This is a genomic window from Pseudomonas gingeri, from assembly GCF_013386115.1.
GTDB classification, from domain to species: domain Bacteria; phylum Pseudomonadota; class Gammaproteobacteria; order Pseudomonadales; family Pseudomonadaceae; genus Aquipseudomonas; species Aquipseudomonas gingeri.
In genome coordinates this window covers 226,543-245,550 of record NZ_JACAOR010000005.1, presented here as the reverse complement: position 1 = coordinate 245,550, position 19,008 = coordinate 226,543, and the positions used below count along the sequence as shown (strand labels likewise).

The following is a 19,008-nucleotide window of genomic DNA, read 5'->3' as shown; positions in this document are numbered from 1 at the left end:
CGACTTTTCGGACTGGGCTATAGACAGGCATATGCCTGACCCGACAAAAGCACAAGGCGAAAACCACGCCGCCCGTCCGTTTCACAACGGACGGGCGGCGCGAACACGGCCACGGAGCGTGACGATCAGTGCTTGGTCAGCTTGTCCAGGTAACCCATGGCGAAGGCCGAGATCACAAAGGTCATGTGGATGATCACATACCACTGCAAGTGCACCGGATCGACGTTCTTGGCGTCCATGAACACCCGCAGCAGGTGAATCGAAGAGATCGCCACGATGGAAGCCGCCACCTTCATCTTCAACGAGGTGGAGTCCATCTTGCCCAGCCAGCTGAGCTTTTCCTTCTCTTCATCGATATCCAGCTGGGAAACGAAGTTCTCGTAGCCGGAAATCATCACCATCACCAGCAGCCCACCCACCAGCGCCATGTCGATCAGCGACAGCAGCACCAGGATCAGGTCGGCCTCGGCCATGGCAAACACGTTGGGGATGACGTGAAACACTTCCTGGAAGAACTTCAGCGCCAATGCCAGCAACCCCAGGGACAGCCCGAAGTAGATCGGCGCCAGGAGCCAGCGCGAGGCATACATTGCATTTTCGATAAAACGTTCCATGAATCTCACATATCGCCTGAAATGGCGGCGAGTATACCAGCCGTGAAACCCGAGGGAAAAAGCTCCCGCCAGACGCCTCGTTCAACACAGGGACAGCTCTGCAAAAGCGATTTTCTGCTAGTGTCGGCATCAACGACATCGCGCATGCACTGTGGACAGGAAAACTGAACAATGGATTTGCGACGCCCCCTGGGTTGCCTCGGACTCTCGGTAGCTCTGCTGATGAGCGGCTGCTCCCCCAATGACAAGCAACAACAGACCAGCCTCGAGGAAAGAACCGCAGAATTCGAAAAGACCCTCGACACGATCCAGGATCCCAAGCTCAAGGACGCCGTCGCGGACCTCGGCGGCTCCTTGCTGCTGCTCGAACGCGCCCGCCTGCGCCTGCGGGACAAGCCGATCGAGACAGAGTACAGCGACGATGCCCTGGCGCTGCTCAAGCACTACCCGACCCCGCAGGCCCTGGCCGACACCTACATCAACGGGCTGTTCGTGCTGCGCAAGGCCTCCAGCTCCGATTACCTGACCGACCTGCAGCCGATTTTCCCGTTCAGCTTCAACTACCCGACCGAGTTTCCCTTCCCCCATGCCCTGGAATGGCAGTCGGTGACCCTGAGCAACAAGCAGGTCGTACCCTTCCAGCCCGAATGGTCGGAGACCGATCCCGGCATCCAGTTGAGCCCGTCCAGCGCCAACATGACCAACCCCGACGACCTGACGGTGACCTACCCGTACGTCGACGGGGTGGAAGTCGAGAACCGCAACCAGCCCCAACCCCTGACCCTGCACGGCAAGGTCGAGGTGATCGCCCCGCGCAAGGTCTTTACCTTCGACCTGACCCGCAAGGACATCGGCAAGCGGCAGACCAGCGAAAACATCAGCCTGACCCTGGTCTCGCTCGACAAGAACAATGCCGAGATCGAACTGAGCAACAGCGCGCCCCAGGCGGCGCAGGTCGGCGATACGGCGCTGAACCCGCTGATCGCCCAGGCCAGGGACAGTACCGGCCAGTTCCTCTCGCGCTCGGGGTCGATCAACGAAAACGCCGCGCAGATCGCCTTCTACCAGCAGCAACTGGATGAGATGCTCAAGCAGAAGAGCTGGAGCGACGCGTTCGAGAAGAAACTCGACGATGAGCAGAAAGCCTTCGAGGCCAGGCAGAGCAGCCATTACACCCGCGTGTACTTCAACGGCATGATCGACAAGCTGGAAATCAGCGTGCTGGATTTCTCCGATGCCACCGTCAACCGCAAGGAACTGGACCTCCCGATACGCCAGTTCGATGACACCACCAGCAAGGACATCCAGCCACTGCCGATGCCGGTGGTGGTCTACGACGACCAGGCGCCCCACTACCTCAAGGACGCCGACCTCGACGCCGAGCAGTTGAAAAAGAGTGTCAGCATCAGCCAGTCCGTGGACGACGCCAGCGCCGCGCGCATCGAGTTCGACCATCCGAAGACGTTCAACGACGAACTGCTCGGCTCATCCTTCAACCCTGGCGACAGCCCGGTGACGTTCTTTGCCGAAGACGAACAGGGAAAACGCGGCGAACCGCTGGAACTGCCCAAGGAAGCGTTCGAGGTCAACCCGCTGGAAGGCACCATCACCTACGACCTCAACCTGTTCCCGGAAACGCCGGCCTATGCCATCGGCTCGATACCGCTGTTTCTCGCCAATATCCAGAAAAACACCCTGGACGCCCGGCAGTTGCCCAAGGGCCTGGAACTCAAGGGCAATGCTCTGGTGGTCGACCAGAAACTGTTCCCGGCCGAGTCCTGGCGCTTCTACGCCAAGGACGACAGTGGCAACTACCTGAAGGAAATCCTCGCCACCAGCCACAACGAGAAGGCCGACTCACCGCCGCTCTATGACGTGCACTATTTCTACGGGCAACCGACGCAACTGGAAAGCTACCAGCGCACCGACCTGCAGACCGTCGAGTACGGTTTCGAAGTCAAGCTCGACAAGGTCCAGAGCAACGAGCCCGCCGAGTAATCCTCAGTGCAGCTCGTAGCCACCCGGATGTCGACCGCGCTCGCCGTTGATCTGCCGTAGCTGGGCCTGCAGGTGCAGGCGCCAGATCTGCGGTTCCTCGGCCAGTTCGTAGCCGTGCAGGGTCAGGCTTTCGACAATCGAGTCGAGGATCGATTCGGCGACGAAGGGGCCGTGGAAAGGGCCCTGGGATTTGATTGCGGAGGGTTGCTCACCGGCCATTCCGGCGGCGAACAAGAGGGTCCACATCCCGTTATCCCCGGCGAGCGGGCGAATGACGCATTCGATACGGGTGACCAGGCCCAGGCATTGGCGGGTAAGACAAAGGCTGCGCGACATGGCGGCGACCCTCGGTAGGTCCTGTCTTCAGCCTCCGACGTGAAGGCTGCATCGTTCCAGTGACTACAGTGGATGTCCTTGCCCAGAGAATAGAATAAATCCACCGGGCGCAAGGACCTGGAGGACCAACGGGCGCCAGGGGAACGGGCGCCAAAGCCTTGACCCCCGCCCTTGCGGAACTTGTGGGAGCTGGCTTGCCAGCGAAGAGGCCCTTGAGAGCACCAGAAGCTTCGCGGGCAAGCCCGCTCCCACAACAAGCCCACTCCCACAGTCCATGCGCGCCGTCAGGACGGCTTGACCTCCGCCAGCGCCTGCTCGGCGGCCTCTCTCTCGGCCTCCTTGAGGTCATCCTCGCTGATCATTTCGGCGATCACTCGCAGGCGCTCCACCACCCGTGCATTGACGCTGCCTTCCGGGAACTGGCCGTCGGCATCCGGCTCGCCGGCGGGTTCGCCCACCAGCAGGCTGAGGGCCTCGTCGGCCTGACGCACCGCATACACATGGAACTGCCCGGCCCGGACGGCCTGCAGGACTTTCTCGTCGAGCATCAGCGTGGCGACGTTGGCCTGCGGGATGATCGCACCCTGTTCGCCGGTCAGGCCACGGGCCTCGCAGAGCCGGAAGAAGCCCTCGATCTTCTCGTTGACCCCACCGACCGCCTGCACCTCGCCGAACTGGTTGATCGAACCGGTAATGGCGAAGCATTGCTTGAGCGGGGTCTTCGACAAGGCCGAAATCAGCGTGCAGGCCTCGCCCAGGGAAGCGCTGTCGCCATCGACATAACCATAGGACTGCTCCAGGGCGATGCTCGCGGAGATCGCCAGGGGGAATTCCTGGGCATAACGGCTGCCCAGGTAGCCGGTGAGGATCATCACGCCCTTGGAGTGGATCGGCTGCCCGAGATTGACCTCGCGCTCGATATCGACGATACCGCTGCCGCCCGGATAGACCGTGGCGGAAATCCGCGCCGGCACGCCGAACGCCGAATCGCCGACCTCCAGCACCGTCAGGCCGTTGCACTTGCCCACCGCGGCGCCGGCGGTATCGATCAGGATGATCCCCGCCAGCATATCGTCGAGGATGCGCGCGGAGACCCGGCCGGTCCGCGTGGCCTTGGCCTTGAGCGCCCGTTCGATATGGCCGGCATCGGTGCGTTCGTCACCGGCCAGGTGACGGATGAAATCCGCCTCGCTGACCAGCTGGAACAGATCGCCGATCCGTGCCGACAGACGCCCCTGGTGCTCGGCCAGGCGCGCACTGTAGGTCGCCAGGCGCGCCACCGCATCGGCGGTCAGCGGCGCCATGCCCTCTTCCGAGGTGCGGGTCTTGAGCAACTGGGCGAACTGCTCCAGGCTTTCGTCGACCATCGGGATGTCTTCGTCGAAGTCCACCAGCACCCGGAACATCTCCTGGAAGTCCGGATCCAGGTCCTGCAGGGTGTAGTACAACTGGCGCGCGCCGATGATGATGACCTTGACCTGCAGCGGGATCATCTGCGGCGTCAGGGTCACGGTCGCCAGGCGACCCAGTTCGCCCAGGGGCGACTCCATCTTCAGCTTGCGCGATTGCAGGGCGCGCTTGAGCGCGTCCCAGACGAAGGGCTCGCTGAGCATCTTCTCCGCTTCGAGGATCAGAAAACCACCGTTGGCGCGATGCAGCGCCCCCGGGCGCAATTGCCGGTAGGTGGTGTACAGCGCACCCTGGTCGGTGCTGTATTCGATCCGGCCGAACAGATTGTCGTAGGTCGGATGCGGCTCGAACACCACCGGCGCCCCGCCACTGGCCGGATGCCCGACCACCAGGCTCGGCGCGTACTGCTCTTCCAGCAACTTGCGGGCAACCGCGTCGGTCTTGCTGTCGTCCACCAGTTGCTCGACCACGGTCTTGAGCAGGTAGACCTGCATCGCTTGCAGATAACCACAGACTGCCGCGTTCTCGGCGTACTTCTCCGACAGCGGGGCGAGCAGAGGCTGCAAGGCCAGGGTAATGGTCTCTTCGTTCAACTGGCGCAACTGGTTGCTCGACTCGCGCTTCCACTGCGGCAGGCTGGCGAGCTCCTCGTTGAGACGTTCTTCGAGATCGGCGATATCAGTATGGAAACGCTCGCGCTCGGCCTCCGGCAACTGGGCGAACTCCGCCTCGTCGAGGGCCTTGCCGTCGCTCATCGGGGTAAACGCGATATTGGTGCTGTCGCGATACAGGGCGACTTCCTTTTCCAGCGCCAGGCGCTCGATCACATCCAGGGCGCGGTCATAACGCTGGTTGAACGCACGGTCGATGGCACTTTTCTTCTGCTGATAGGACGGATGTTCGAACACCGCCGGAAACGTCGCCAGCAGATTGTCGATCAGACCGTTGATATCGCTGATGAACGCGCCGGCCTCGCCCGCGGGCAACTCCAGCGCCCGTGGCTCGCGCGGCTCATCGAAATTGTTGACGTAGACCCAGTCCGAGGGGGTCTGCAGGCGCTTGCCTTCCGCCTTCAGGTAGCGTTTGACGAAAGAAAAACGCCCGGTGCCGGGCTCTCCCATGACAAATACGTTGTAACCGGGGCGTGGCATCGCCACACCGAACTGCAATGCTTCGACCGCGCGTTCCTGGCCAAGCACACCGCGAAAGGGCTCCAGATCATTGGTGGTAGAGAAGCTGAACTGTTCAGCGGAGAAAGGGCGAGTCAGCGCTTCGGGCGCTAGACGCAGGCTGGCAGCAACAGAATCAGGCATCGGGCTTCCTTACATCAGGCGGGGCAGATGAAGGCATTCTGGCGCTGGCCGTACCCGGCTGGCAAGGCAAGTGGCAGGTGAATCCTCGCAGCGGGACAAAAGCCCCGGGAGCCGGACTACAAGAAGGTGTATATCTTATTCATAAAGGGAAAAAACCACGGAACCCTTGGATCGTGCCTAAACTCCAACATGCGCGGCTGGACTGATAACCGGCCCACCGGCGCTCTCACAGGCCGGACACCCTTGTCCATTGGTATGCACATAAAGAGAACAAAGCTATGAAACGGATTCTTCTCGGTACTCTCTTCACCGTTGTCTCCTTCCAGGCCTTGGCGCAGGCGCCAGGCGGCCCGGATTGCGGTTGGGGCAACATGCTGTTCAAAGGTCAACGTGGCACCCCCGCACACTTCCTGGCCTCCACCACCAACGGCACCTCCGGCAACGCCACCTTCGGGATGACGTCCGGCACCAACGGCTGCACCACCAAAGACGCACTGACCTACGGTGGCAAATCCTGGATTGCCATGAATGGCATGATGAACGAGCTGTCGGAAGACATGGCCAAGGGTCAGGGCGAAGCGCTGACCACCTACGCCGTGGTCCTGGGGGTCGCACCGGAAGACCGCGCCCATTTCGCCGCCGTGACCCACGAGCACTTCCAGCAGATCTTCAGCAAGGCTGACGTGACCGCAGACGACGTGCATACCAACACCCTGGCCGTACTCAAGAGCGATCCACGCCTGGCCAAGTACGCGACCCAGGCTTGACCGAGCCCCGCCCGCTCCTTCCGGAGCGGGCAACCCCTGCCCTACCCTCTTTCGCCGGACAACAGTTGCCCATCATGCTCAAACGCCTTGCCTACCTGGCGCTCTGTGTCTGCGCCCCGCTCCAAGCCGCTTCGCACATCGATGATCAACGTTTGCAACAACTGGCCAACGATCCCTTCTGGATCTCCCTGGGCCATTACGAAAGCGCCAAGCTGGGCGGCTGGCGCAGCTATGTGAGCGACAAGAAATTCTTCCTCGCCGCCGACGGCGCCCATCACCCGGATGCGGAACTGAAAGCCACCGTCGCCGCGCTATATGCCCCGGCCAGCGCCGGCAACCAGCACGCCCAGTGCGTCTACCCGGCCCGCAGCCGCTGGCTCAAGGCGCAACTGCAACTGACCGACCTGCCGGCCCCGGACTGCTCCGACTTCAACCAGTGGTTCAAGGACGTCTCGCCCCACAGCACGGTGATGATCTTTCCGGCGGCCTACCTGAACAGCCCCTCGTCGATGTTCGGCCACACCCTGCTGCGTATCGACCAGGAAGATGTCCAGCGCGACCAGACCGCGCTGCTCAGCTACGCGATCAACTTCGGGGCCTATATCGAAGGCTCGGACAACAGCATTCTGTATGCCTGGAAAGGCCTGATGGGCGGCTACCCCGGCCTGTTCGCCCTGGTGCCCTACCAGGAAAAACTCTCCGAATACCGCAGCCTGGAAAACCGCGACCTGTGGGAATACCGGCTGAACCTCACGCCGGAAGAAACCCAACGCATGGTCGAGCACGTCTGGGAACTCAAGCAGATTCAGTTCGACTACTTCTTCTTCGACGAAAACTGCTCCTATCGCCTCCTGGAACTGCTGCAGGTTGCCCGCCCGAGCCTGCGCCTGACCGGGCAGTTCCCGCTGACCGCCATCCCCACCGACACGGTGAAGGCGGTCAAGGAGGCCGGCCTGGTGGAAAGGATCGACTATCGCCCGTCCCGTGAACGCGAACTGCTGGAACGGGCCAAGCCCCTGACGGACGATGAGCAGGCCTGGGTCCTGAAAGTCAGCGCCGACCAGAAAGTCCTCCAGGACCCGCTGTTCAAGGCCCAGCCCAGGGCCCGCCAGGCGCTGATCGTCGATGCCGCCTATCGCCTCGAACGTTATCGGGCCAACGGCCTGGAGCGCGACCCGGTGCGCTCGCAACGCAGCTTCGAACTGCTCCGGGCGATCAACCAGAACCCCGCGCCAGAGTTGCAGATCACGCCGCCCGGACTGCCGGAAAACGGCCATGAGTCGCGCACTTGGCAGGCCGGGATCGGCACCCGCGGCGACAAGGCCTTCGGCGAGTACGGCCTGCGCATGGCCTATCACGACCTGAACGACAACGCCGAGGGCTTCCCGCTCGGCGCCCAGATCGAAATCCTGCAGATGAAACTGCGCCAGTACGAAGGCAACCACTGGCAATTGCAGCAACTGGACCTGGCCACCATTCGCTCGCTGACACCGCGCAACGCGCTGCTGCAACCCTGGTCCTGGCAAGTGACCGGCGGCCTGGAGCGGGTGCCGGGCAAGCACGATGACCAGACCCTGGTCAGCCACGTCAATGGCGGGGCCGGCGGTACCTGGCAATTGAACGATGAGCTGCTCGGCTTCGCCCTCGGCACCGTGCGCGTGGAACACAATGCCGATTTCGCCGCGTTCGTCTCACCGGCCGCCGGGTTCGATACCGGGCTGCTGTGGAAAAACCCGCTGGGCAATCTCAGCGTGGAAGCCAAGGGTGACTACTTCACCAATGGCGAAGTACGCCGCAGCCTGAGCCTTAACCAGCAATGGGAGCTGTCGCGCAACCTGGGCCTGCGCCTGAGCGCCCAGCGCGAGTTCAGCAAACTGGCCTCGGCGGAAAACGAGGTCATGCTGGAACTGAAGTGGTATCACTACTGAGGCGGGACTGATGGCCCGCTATCCACAGCGCGGGTTCGGTCGTCCGGACTCGCGCTCAAGCAACTCGCCCTGCAGTCGCAGGCAACGCTCGTAATCGCGCCGGGCCATGTTGTCGATGGTGATATTGCCCACTTCCTCCGGCCCCTTCCGCTCGCCGAAGCGGACATCCACCAGAGGCGCCTCGGGCTTCAGTTGAAACAGGCTGGGCGACTTCTCGTAAGACACTTCCACCTGAGTTGCCACGGGCAACTGATCTGGCGTTATGCCATAACGGCCCAACAAGGTGCTCTCCAAAGAGCTCGCCGGCAAGGGGTCACCCACGGCAACACAGGCGGACAGGGTCAGGCCGACACCCACGCCATGGGGTTTGAAGCAACTCATACACGACTCTCTTTCTTTCGACTGCGATTGCCCCCACGCCCTGGCGCGGGACTGAAACACCTGGCACAGAGCGCCCGGTACTGCTTTAACCTGAACAGAAAGATAACGACCCGGGTCGAAAAAGTTTACTGCCCAGACGCACAAACCGCTCATTGCCCGACGTCACAGGAGCGCGAACAGGCTCAACAGGTTCATCACAACCTCTTGACGCTGCGCTCACGCGCGACCTTCTACACTCAACTCCATAGGGGTCGATCTGTACGGGTATCACGATGTGGCGTTGGCTGTTGCTGGCAGCAATGATGGGATTGGCGGGCTGTGAATCGACCCACGATCACCTGCTCGCCCAGGGTTATCCACCGGCGTTCGCCGATGGCTTCGACGACGGCTGCGGCAGTGGCCGGCAAGCCGCCGGTGCGATCACCGGCGAATTCCGCAAGAACGTTTCCCGCTATCTCCAGGAACGTGAATACGCCACGGGCTGGGATGACGGCTTCCGGCAATGCCAGGCCATGCTCGAGAATCAGGACCGCGACACCTACAAGAACCGCCACTGGGACGAGCGCGAACGCGCCTGGCAACAGGAGAAAGACCGTGACGCCGCACGGGCCTACCGTTCGCAATAGGTCGCTTTCGGACAATTCCCCGGCACCGAATCCTGCGAGCATGGTCCATATGCCATGCACGGGAGAATGCCATGAGTCGTGCCTTCGTCAACGAAGACAGCGCCGCCGCCCAGGCCAGCCAGCCGGTGGAGCGCCAGGTCAGCACGCAGCCCAACTACGTCACCGCGACGGGCCTGGCCCAGTTGCAGGAACGCGTCGCCGGGTTGCAGGCCGAATACAGCCGGCAGAGCGCCCTCGGTGAACAGGCCGACAAACAGCGCCAGGCCGATATCGAACGGGACCTGCGCTATTTCAACCAGCGCCTGTCCAGCGCCATGCTGGCCGCTCCGGCGACCTCCAGCGAAGTGGTGCAGATCGGCAGCCGCGTCACCTTCGCCAACGAACAGGACGAGGAACAACAGGTCCAGCTCGTCGGCGAAGACCAGGCCGACTACGCCAGCGGCCTGATCAACTGGGGCTCGCCGCTGGGACGGGCGCTGCTCGGCGCGCACCCCGGCGATGAAGTGCTGTGGAAACGACCGGCCGGGGACCAGCTGATCGAGATCCTGCGCATCGACCCGGCTTAAACCACACCCTGGGCCAGCATGGCCTCGGCGACCTTGACGAAGCCGGCGATGTTCGCGCCCTTGACGTAGTTGACCCGGCCGTTTTCCTCGCCGTAATGCACGCAGGCATGATGGATCGATTGCATGATGCCGTGCAGCTTGCTGTCGACCTCGCCGGCGGTCCACAACAGGCGCATGGCATTCTGTGACATCTCCAGGCCACTGACCGCCACGCCACCGGCATTCGAAGCCTTGCCCGGGGCGAACAGGATGCCCGCCTCGATAAAGATATCCACAGCCTCCAGGGTGGTCGGCATGTTCGCACCCTCGGCCACGCACAGGCAGCCATTGCGCAACAGGGTCCGGGCCGCCTCGGCGTCCAGTTCGTTCTGCGTCGCGCAGGGCAGCGCGATATCGCAGCTCAGGGTCCACGGATGCTGGCCGGCGAGGAACTCCAGGCCAAAGCGTTGCGCCAGCTCGCTGATCCGCCCGCGCTGGACGTTCTTCAACGCCAGCAGCGCCTGCCACTGTTCGTCGGTCAGGCCGGCCTCGCAATACAGCGTGCCTTCGGAGTCGGACAGCGAAATCACCTTGCCGCCCAGGTCCATGACCTTGCGCGCGGCGTACTGTGCAACGTTGCCGGAACCGGAGATCGCCACGCGCTTGCCCTCGACCCCATCGCCCTTGCGCTTGAGCATTTCCTCGGCGAAATACACACAGCCAAAGCCAGTGGCTTCCGGACGGATCAGGCTGCCGCCGTAGGTCATGCCCTTGCCGGTCAGTACCGAGGTGAACTGGTTGGCCAGGCGCTTGTACTGACCGAACAGGAAGCCGATCTCCCGGGCGCCGACTCCGATATCACCGGCCGGGACGTCTACGTCGGCACCGATATGCCGGTACAGCTCGCTCATGAACGCCTGGCAGAAACGCATGACCTCCGCGTCACTCTTGCCCTTGGGATCGAAGTCCGAGCCGCCCTTGCCGCCGCCCATCGGCAGCGAGGTCAGGGCGTTCTTGAAGGTCTGCTCGAAGGCGAGGAACTTCAACACACCGAGATTCACCGACGGGTGGAAACGCAGGCCGCCCTTGTAGGGGCCGATGGCGCTGTTCATCTGGATACGGAAACCACGATTGACCTGGACCTTGCCCTGGTCGTCGACCCACGACACGCGAAACACCACGGCCCGCTCCGGCTCGCACAGACGCTCAAGAATGCCCGAGGCCAGGTAGTGCGGATGACTCTCCAGAAACGGCCAGAGACTGCGCAGGACCTCCTCCACCGCCTGATGGAATTCCGGTTGGTCCGGGTCGCGTTTTTTCAGGCGGGCGAGGAAGTGGTCAACGGATTCGATCATGAAAAAGTCTCGTCAATGAGTTGTCGTTATCAGGAGATTGACCCGGACTGTAGCAATTGAAAGAGCACTACGACAGTGCAAAATGTCGCAGTTATGAATTTAAATGGTGCAATTTATATAAATATTCCGAGTTCAGGGCGCAAAACGCACCATAAAAAGGCTATCAGCCACCCGGGTTGCACCTGGGAACGACAGGCAAAAAAAACGGAGCCCGAAGGCTCCGTTTTCTCGACCACCGACCTGATCAGGCCAGTTTCTTGTGCCGTACGCGGTGCGGCTGGGCCGCTGCGTCACCGAGGCGTTTCTTGCGATCCGCTTCGTATTCGGTGTAGTTGCCTTCGAAGAACACCGCTTGCGAGTCGTCTTCGTAAGCGAGGATGTGCGTCGCCACACGGTCCAGGAACCACCGATCGTGGGAGATCACGATGGCCGCGCCCGGGAAGTCCAGCAGGGCTTCTTCCAGGGAACGCAGGGTTTCCACGTCGAGGTCGTTGGACGGTTCGTCGAGCAGCAGGACGTTGCCGCCCTCCTTCAGGGTCAGGGCCAGATGCAGGCGGCCACGCTCACCACCGGACAGGTCCTTGACGAACTTCTGCTGATCGCCGCCCTTGAAGTTGAAGCGACCGACGTAGGTACGCGAAGGGATTTCGTAGTTGCCGATGCGGATCTGGTCGGAACCGTCGGAGATCTGCTGGAACACCGTCTTGCTGCCGTCGAGGTCGTCGCGGCTCTGGTCGACGCAGGCCAGTTGCACGGTCTCACCGATCTCGATGCTGCCCGAGTCCGGGGTTTCCTTGCCCATCAGCATGCGGAACAGGGTCGACTTACCGGCACCGTTACCGCCGATCACGCCGACAATCGCGCCCTTGGGCATGCTGAACGACAGGTTGTCGATCAACACGCGGTCGCCATAGCCCTTGCTGACGTTCTTGAACTCGATGACCTTGTCGCCCAGGCGCGGACCGGCCGGGATATAGATTTCGTTGGTCTCGCTGCGCTTCTGGAATTCCTGCGATTGCATTTCCTCGAAGCGCTGCAGACGGGCCTTGGATTTCGACTGGCGGGCCTTGGCGCCTTTGCGCACCCACTCCAGTTCCTCCTTCATGGCCTTTTCATGGGCCGACTGCTGCTTGGATTCCTGGGCCAGACGATCGGACTTGGCTTCCAGCCAGCCCGAGTAGTTGCCTTCGTACGGAATACCCGCGCCGCGGTCGAGTTCGAGGATCCAGCCGGCAACGTTGTCGAGGAAGTAACGGTCGTGCGTGATCGCGACCACGGTGCCCGGGAAGTCGTGCAGGAAGTGCTCCAGCCAGGCGACGGAGTCGGCGTCCAGGTGGTTGGTCGGTTCGTCGAGCAGCAGCATGTCGGGAGCCGACAGCAGCAGGCGGCACAGGGCCACACGGCGCTTTTCACCGCCGGACAGGTGTTCGACCTTCGCGTCCCAGGCCGGCAGGCGCAGCGCATCGGCGGCGACTTCCAGCTGGCGCTCCAGGTTGTGACCGTCGCTGGCCTGCAGGATGGCTTCGAGCTTGGCCTGTTCGGCGGCCAGCTTGTCGAAGTCGGCGTCCGGGTCGGCGTAGGCGGCGTAGACCTCGTCCAGGCGCGCCTGGGCGTCCTTGATCACGCTGACCGCTTCCTCGACCACTTCACGCACGGTCTTGGTCGGATCCAGTTGCGGTTCCTGCGGCAGGTAGCCGACATTCAGCTCCGGCATCGGCCGCGCCTCACCGTCGAACTCGGTGTCGACGCCAGCCATGATTTTCAACAGGGTGGACTTGCCCGAACCGTTCAGGCCAAGAACGCCGATCTTGGCGCCCGGGAAAAACGACAGGGAGATGTTTTTCAGGATTTCCCGCTTCGGCGGAACAACTTTGCTCAGCCGATGCATGGTGAAGACGTATTGAGCCATGGAGAACCTAGCGTCAGTGACTGATGAATAAAGGCGCGAGCGTAGCTCGGACAAGGCGGGATAGTGCGGCATGCATCATGCTTGTCAAACGCAACGCCGATCCCGGCCTCAAAGAGGAGCGCAAAACTCCCGCGTAACCGGCAAAGCTACCTGAATGCGTGAAACAGGGCAAACCGCTCGGTCGAACGGGGCTGGCACTTTGCCACAAGTCAAGGCATGCTAGCCGCCCTTCGGGCGTCCGGCTTATAGTGCACGTCGCGCCAATCCAGCCCAACCGCAGGATCACAGTTTGACCAACGCCAACCCGCCATCGCCCGCGCGCGCATCCCGTCATGTGTCCGGCACACCCCTGCGCGGCACAATCAAAGGCGTACTGGCGATACTGGTGTTGTTCCTGCTCGCCCTGCTGTTCTGGCAACTGATCGATCAGTTCCAGCACACCCGCAAGATCCAGCGCCAATACAGCATCGACTACAGTGCCGAACTGGCCGATCACGTCAGTCTGAACATGAAGCTCAATGCGCAGATCGCGGCCAACCTGCTGCCGATCTTCGAGAAGCCCGAGAACCGCGAGCAGCAACAGCAATTGCTCGGCAAGCTGCGCCTGTCCCTGCCGGACATCCAGAGCATTGCCCTGCTCGACGCCAAGGGCAACATCATCAGCGACAGCGCCGTCGACAGCCACGATGCCGACTACCTCGCCGAACTGGTCCGGCGCAGCAGTCGCACCCAGACCTATTACTTCACCAATGACGACGACGGCTCGATGGTGCACCTGCTGCTGCGCCAGGCCAGCGGCGAGACCAACGGCTACTGGGCGTTGCGCCTGGCACCGACGCTGTTCCAGAGCCTTACCCGTCAGTCCGAGCAGAAATTCCAGCCGACCTGGGTCATCGAGAACCGCCTGAACCATCGTGTCATCAGCCGTGACAACGACATCACCCCACGGCCTTCGGTGCTGCAACCGGATGACGAAGCCAACAGCGTGCTGATCGTCCCGCTGTCCAACAGCGACTGGCAGCTGCGCGGCCTGTTCGACCAGCGCAAGGTCCTCGAGGAACTGCTCCCGGCGCTGATCGGCAAGTGCCTGCTGGGACTGGGACTGTCGATGCTGCCGGTGCTGGCCCTGATCAATATGCGCCGGCGCCAGCGCCAGGTCCATGAAGGGCGCCGTCGCTACCAGGACATCTTCGAAGGCACCGGCGTAGCGCTGTGCGTCCTCGACCTGTCGGGGCTGCCGGCCTTTCTCGCCGACAACCACCTGACCGACAGCGAAAGCCTCAAGCGCTGGATCGCCCATGATCCCGAACACCGTCGCCTGCTGCTGGAAGAATTGCGCATCACCGAAGTCAACCTGGTCGCGCTGCGCCTGCTCAATGTCGACTCCTGCGAGACCGCCTGGAAGTGCCTGATAGACGGTTGCCCGACCCAGATCACCGGTATCGGCTACCCGCTGGTGGAAGCGCTGATCAACCACCAGAGCCAACTGGAACTGGAGATCAAGCTCACCGATGCCCACGGCCAGGACCAGCACCTGTGGCTGGTACTGCGCCTGCCGGAAGATCCCGGCGACTACCCGGCGGTCATCCTCAGCATCACCGATATCACCAGCCGCAAGCTGATCGAATTGTCGCTGCTGGAGCGCGAAGGGTTCTGGTCGGATGTCGTGCGCACCGTGCCGGATCACCTATACGTCCAGGACGTGATCAGCCAGCGGATGATCTTCAGCAACCACCACCTGGGCCAGACGCTCGGCTACAACAAGAGCGAACTGCACCAGATGGGCGAGTACTTCTGGGAAATCCTGCTGCACCCCGAAGACGCCGAACACTACCACCGCCTGCGCCACCAGCAGCGCCACGCCGGCTACAGCCAGCTGTTGCAGTGCCAGTTGCGCTTCCGCCACCGCGACAACCAGTGGCGGCGCTTCGAGATCCGCGAACAGGCGCTGGCCCGGGATAAATACGACCAGGTCACGCGGATCATCGGCGTCGCCAAGGACATCACCGACCAGATCGAAGCCAGCGAATCCCTGCGCGACAGCGAACAGCGCTACCGAATGCTCGCCGAAAGCATCAGCGATGTGATCTTCTCCACCGACAGCAAGCTGCACCTGAACTACGTCAGTCCGTCGGTGCATGCCGTGCTCGGTTATGAAGTCGACTGGGTATTCAAGAACGGCTGGCATTCGACCATCGCCAACCCGACGCAACTGACCGGCATCTACCAATTGATGGAGCGGGTCAGCAAAGCCCTGGACAAGCCCGAACAACTGGCCGAGCTGCGCAGCCAGGTACAGACCCAGCTGTTCCTGTTCGACTGCCTGCGGGCCGATGGCCGCAAGATCCCGATCGAACTGCGCCTGGTGCTGGTCTGGGACGAGCACGGCGCCTTCGAAGGGATTCTCGGTGTCGGTCGCGATATCAGCCAGCAGCGCCGCGCGGAAAAAGACCTGCGCATGGCCGCCACGGTATTCGAGCACTCGACCTCGGCGATCCTGATTACCGATCCGGCCGGCTATATCGTCCAGGCCAACGAGGCCTTCAGCCGCGTCAGCGGTTATGCCGTGTCCGATGTCCTCGACCAGTTGCCCAACATGCTGACGGTCGACGACCAGCAGGAAGCCCACCTGCGTTATGTGCTCAAGCAACTGCAACAGCACAACACCTGGGAAGGCGAAGTCTGGCTCAAGCGCCGCAGTGGCGAGCACTATCCGGCCTGGGTCGGCATCACCGCCGTACTCGACGACGAAGGCGACCTCGCCAGCTACGTGTGCTTCTTCAGCGATATCAGCGAGCGCAAGGCCAGCGAGCAGCGGATCCATCGCCTCGCCTACTACGACGCCCTGACCCACCTGCCCAACCGCACGCTGTTCCAGGACCGCCTGCACACCGCGCTGCAACAGGCCGAGCGGCAGAAGTCCTGGGTGGTGCTGATGTTCCTCGACCTCGACCGCTTCAAGCCGATCAACGACTCCCTCGGCCATGCCGCCGGCGACCGCATGCTCAAGGAAATGGCCACGCGCCTGCTGGCCTGCGTCGCCGAGGATGACACCGTGGCGCGCATGGGCGGCGACGAGTTCACCTTGCTCCTGCAGCCACGGGTCACTCGCGAAATGGCCTTGAACCGGGCGATCCACGTCGCCGAGCAGATCCTTTCGAGCCTGGTGACGCCTTTTGTCCTCGAAGGACGGGAGTTTTTCGTCACCGCCAGTATCGGTATCGCCCTGAGCCCGCAGGACGGCAGCGAACTCAGTCAGTTGATGAAAAACGCCGACACCGCGATGTACCACGCCAAGGAGCGCGGCAAGAACAACTTCCAGTTCTACCAGGCCGACATGAACGCCAGCGCTCTGGAGCGCCTGGAACTGGAAAGCGACCTGCGCCACGCCCTGGAACAGAACGAGTTCGTGCTCTACTACCAGCCGCAGTTCAGCGGCGACGGCAAGCGCCTGACCGGCGCCGAAGCCTTGCTGCGCTGGCGCCATCCACGACGCGGGCTGGTACCGCCGGGCGACTTCATCCCGGTCCTGGAAGAGCTCGGGCTGGTGGTGGATGTCGGTGACTGGGTGCTGTCCGAGGCCTGCCGCCAACTCAAGACCTGGCACCAGAACAAGGTCCGGGTGCCGAAGGTCTCGGTGAACATTTCCGCCCGGCAGTTCTCCGACGGACAACTGGGCACGCGGATCGCCACCATCCTGCGGGACACCGGCCTGCCCCCGGCGTGCCTGGAGCTGGAGCTGACCGAAAGTATCCTGATGCGCGAAGTCAGCGAGGCGATGCTGATCCTCGCCGGCCTGAAGAACCTCGGACTGAGCATCGCCGTGGACGACTTCGGCACCGGTTACTCGTCGCTCAACTACCTCAAGCAGTTCCCCATCGACGTCCTGAAGATCGACCGCACCTTCGTCGACGGCCTGCCGTCGGGCGAACAGGATGCGCAGATCGCCCGGGCCATCATCGCCATGGCCCACAGCCTCAACCTCGCGGTGATCGCCGAAGGCGTGGAAACCCACGAGCAGCTGGACTTCCTGCGCGAACACGGTTGCGACGAAGTGCAGGGCTACCTGTTCGGCAGGCCGATGGCCGCCAATCGCTTCGAGGCACAGTTCAGCAACGATGCGCTGTTCATGTTCGACTGACAGGCCCGTGGCGCCTGGACAGACGCATTCGCGGGCAAGCCCGGCTCCCACCAGTACGGGGGCGACCACGGGTGTTGCACATGACGCAAAATCGCAGGAACCGGCCTTGCCCGCGAAGAGGCCCTGGCAGGTGCCGCCGGCAAACCTGAACACCGCTTATCTGCGACATGATGCCCTTTCATATGCCAGATAAAACCCATTGGGTTAGAATGCCTTCCTTTTCTGCCCCCGATCCTTGAGGACCGCCATGTTCAGCCGTGATTTGACTATTGCCAAGTACGACGCCGATCTCTTTGCCGCCATGGAGCAAGAAGCTCAGCGCCAGGAAGAGCACATCGAGCTGATCGCCTCGGAAAACTACACCAGCCCCGCGGTGATGGAAGCCCAGGGCTCGGTCCTGACCAACAAGTACGCCGAAGGCTATCCGGGCAAGCGTTACTACGGCGGCTGCGAATACGTCGACGTGGTTGAGCAACTGGCCATCGACCGCGCCAAGGAACTGTTCGGCGCCGATTACGCCAACGTCCAGCCACACGCCGGCTCCCAGGCCAACGCTGCCGTCTACCTGGCCCTGCTGCAAGGCGGCGACACCATCCTGGGCATGAGCCTGGCCCACGGCGGCCACCTGACCCACGGCGCCAGCGTTTCCTCCTCCGGCAAGCTGTACAACGCCGTGCAGTACGGCATCGACGCCAACGGCCTGATCGACTACGACGAAGTCGAGCGCCTGGCGGTCGAGCACAAGCCGAAAATGATCGTGGCCGGTTTCTCCGCCTACTCGCAGATCCTCGATTTCCCACGCTTCCGCGCAATCGCTGACAAAGTCGGCGCCTACCTGTTCGTCGACATGGCCCACGTGGCCGGCCTGGTCGCCGCTGGCGTCTACCCGAACCCGGTGCCGTTCGCCGACGTCGTCACCACCACCACCCACAAGACCCTGCGCGGCCCACGTGGCGGCCTGATCCTCGCTCGCGCCAACGCCGACATCGAGAAGAAGCTGAACTCCGCGGTATTCCCGGGCGCCCAGGGCGGCCCGCTGGAGCACGTCATCGCCGCCAAGGCGATCTGCTTCAAGGAAGCCCTGCAGCCTGAGTTCAAGGCCTACCAGGAGCAAGTGGTGAAGAACGCCCAGGCCATGGCCGAAGTGTTCATCGAGCGCGGTTTCGACGTGGTTTCCGGCGGGACCAAGAACCACCTGTTCCTGCTGTCGCTGATCAAGCAGGACATCTCCGGCAAAGACGCCGACGCCGCCCTGGGCAAGGCGTTCATCACCGTGAACAAGAACTCGGTACCGAACGACCCACGCTCCCCGTTCGTCACCTCCGGCCTGCGTTTCGGCACCCCGGCAGTCACCACCCGTGGCTTCAAGGAAACCGAATGCCGCGAGCTGGCCGGCTGGATCTGCGACATCCTGGCCGACCTGAACAACGAAGCGGTGATCGACGCCGTTCGCGAGAAGGTCAAGGCCATCTGCAAGAAGCTGCCGGTCTACGGCGCTTGATAAACCCCGCTTGACGCAACATTGAAAAAGCCCGGTCAGCGATGACCGGGCTTTTTTTCGCCTGGAGAAAACTCGCCGTCCGTCGCTCCTTCGTAGCAGAGCAGCGCCTTGGCGGCGGAGCACCCTCTTGTGGGAGCCGGCTTGCTGGCGATGGCGGAGCACCATCCTGTGGGAGCCGGCTTGC

Annotated in this window: 13 protein-coding genes; 7 read left to right on the top strand and 6 right to left on the bottom strand. The window is 62.5% G+C overall.

From position 1 onward, the window contains the following. Positions 1 to 125 precede the first annotated feature (125 nt). Positions 126 to 614: a TIGR00645 family protein gene (locus HX881_RS09085; protein WP_017123448.1), complete on the bottom strand. Its 489-nt coding sequence runs from the start codon at positions 612 to 614 to the stop codon at positions 126 to 128. A 171-nt stretch (positions 615 to 785) separates the two neighbouring features. Between HX881_RS09085 and HX881_RS09080 the strand changes: the two genes are divergently transcribed. Then, positions 786 to 2,612, top strand: coding sequence for a hypothetical protein (locus HX881_RS09080; protein WP_177084038.1), 1,827 nt, complete (start codon positions 786 to 788; stop codon positions 2,610 to 2,612). 3 nt (positions 2,613 to 2,615) lie between these two features. On the opposite strand, the gene HX881_RS09075 is transcribed toward HX881_RS09080, so the two are convergent. Next, entirely contained in the window at positions 2,616 to 2,948 is a 333-nt protein-coding gene (locus HX881_RS09075; protein WP_017123446.1) for a PA4575 family protein, read from the bottom strand. Between the two features lie 284 nt (positions 2,949 to 3,232). After that, positions 3,233 to 5,671, bottom strand: a complete 2,439-nt coding sequence (locus HX881_RS09070) for a Lon protease family protein (RefSeq protein ID WP_017123445.1) — start codon at positions 5,669 to 5,671, stop codon at positions 3,233 to 3,235. Between the two features lie 278 nt (positions 5,672 to 5,949). Between HX881_RS09070 and HX881_RS09065 the strand changes: the two genes are divergently transcribed. Beyond that, positions 5,950 to 6,438 (top strand): DUF3015 domain-containing protein, encoded by a 489-nt coding sequence (locus HX881_RS09065; protein WP_017123444.1) that lies wholly within the window; start codon positions 5,950 to 5,952, stop codon positions 6,436 to 6,438. Between the two features lie 74 nt (positions 6,439 to 6,512). Continuing rightward, entirely contained in the window at positions 6,513 to 8,366 is a 1,854-nt protein-coding gene (locus HX881_RS09060; RefSeq protein ID WP_177084036.1) for an Lnb N-terminal periplasmic domain-containing protein, read from the top strand. Between the two features lie 18 nt (positions 8,367 to 8,384). On the opposite strand, the gene HX881_RS09055 is transcribed toward HX881_RS09060, so the two are convergent. Beyond that, the gene (locus HX881_RS09055) at positions 8,385 to 8,747 is read right to left on the bottom strand and encodes a hypothetical protein (RefSeq protein ID WP_177084034.1); all 363 of its coding nucleotides are present in this window, start codon (positions 8,745 to 8,747) and stop codon (positions 8,385 to 8,387) included. A 272-nt stretch (positions 8,748 to 9,019) separates the two neighbouring features. Between HX881_RS09055 and HX881_RS09050 the strand changes: the two genes are divergently transcribed. Continuing rightward, a complete protein-coding gene (locus HX881_RS09050) occupies positions 9,020 to 9,373 on the top strand; it encodes a hypothetical protein (protein WP_103032776.1) in 354 nt (117 codons plus the stop codon). 71 nt (positions 9,374 to 9,444) lie between these two features. Then, positions 9,445 to 9,939, top strand: a complete 495-nt coding sequence (locus HX881_RS09045; protein WP_017123440.1) for a GreA/GreB family elongation factor — start codon at positions 9,445 to 9,447, stop codon at positions 9,937 to 9,939. Here HX881_RS09045 and gdhA read toward each other — a convergent pair. After that, on the bottom strand, positions 9,936 to 11,273 hold the full coding sequence (gene gdhA / locus HX881_RS09040) for an NADP-specific glutamate dehydrogenase (RefSeq protein ID WP_177084032.1): 1,338 nt from the start codon (positions 11,271 to 11,273) through the stop codon (positions 9,936 to 9,938). The two genes, HX881_RS09045 and gdhA, sit on opposite strands and share 4 nt — an antisense overlap. 244 nt (positions 11,274 to 11,517) lie before the next feature. Further along, the gene (gene ettA / locus HX881_RS09035; protein ID WP_017123438.1) at positions 11,518 to 13,182 is read right to left on the bottom strand and encodes an energy-dependent translational throttle protein EttA; all 1,665 of its coding nucleotides are present in this window, start codon (positions 13,180 to 13,182) and stop codon (positions 11,518 to 11,520) included. Between the two features lie 289 nt (positions 13,183 to 13,471). On the opposite strand from ettA, the gene HX881_RS09030 reads away from it, so the two are divergent. Then, positions 13,472 to 17,323: a sensor domain-containing protein gene (locus HX881_RS09030; protein ID WP_017123437.1), complete on the top strand. Its 3,852-nt coding sequence runs from the start codon at positions 13,472 to 13,474 to the stop codon at positions 17,321 to 17,323. A 247-nt stretch (positions 17,324 to 17,570) separates the two neighbouring features. After that, entirely contained in the window at positions 17,571 to 18,824 is a 1,254-nt protein-coding gene (gene glyA / locus HX881_RS09025) for a serine hydroxymethyltransferase (RefSeq protein ID WP_017123436.1), read from the top strand. The last annotated feature ends 184 nt before the right edge of the window (positions 18,825 to 19,008 follow it).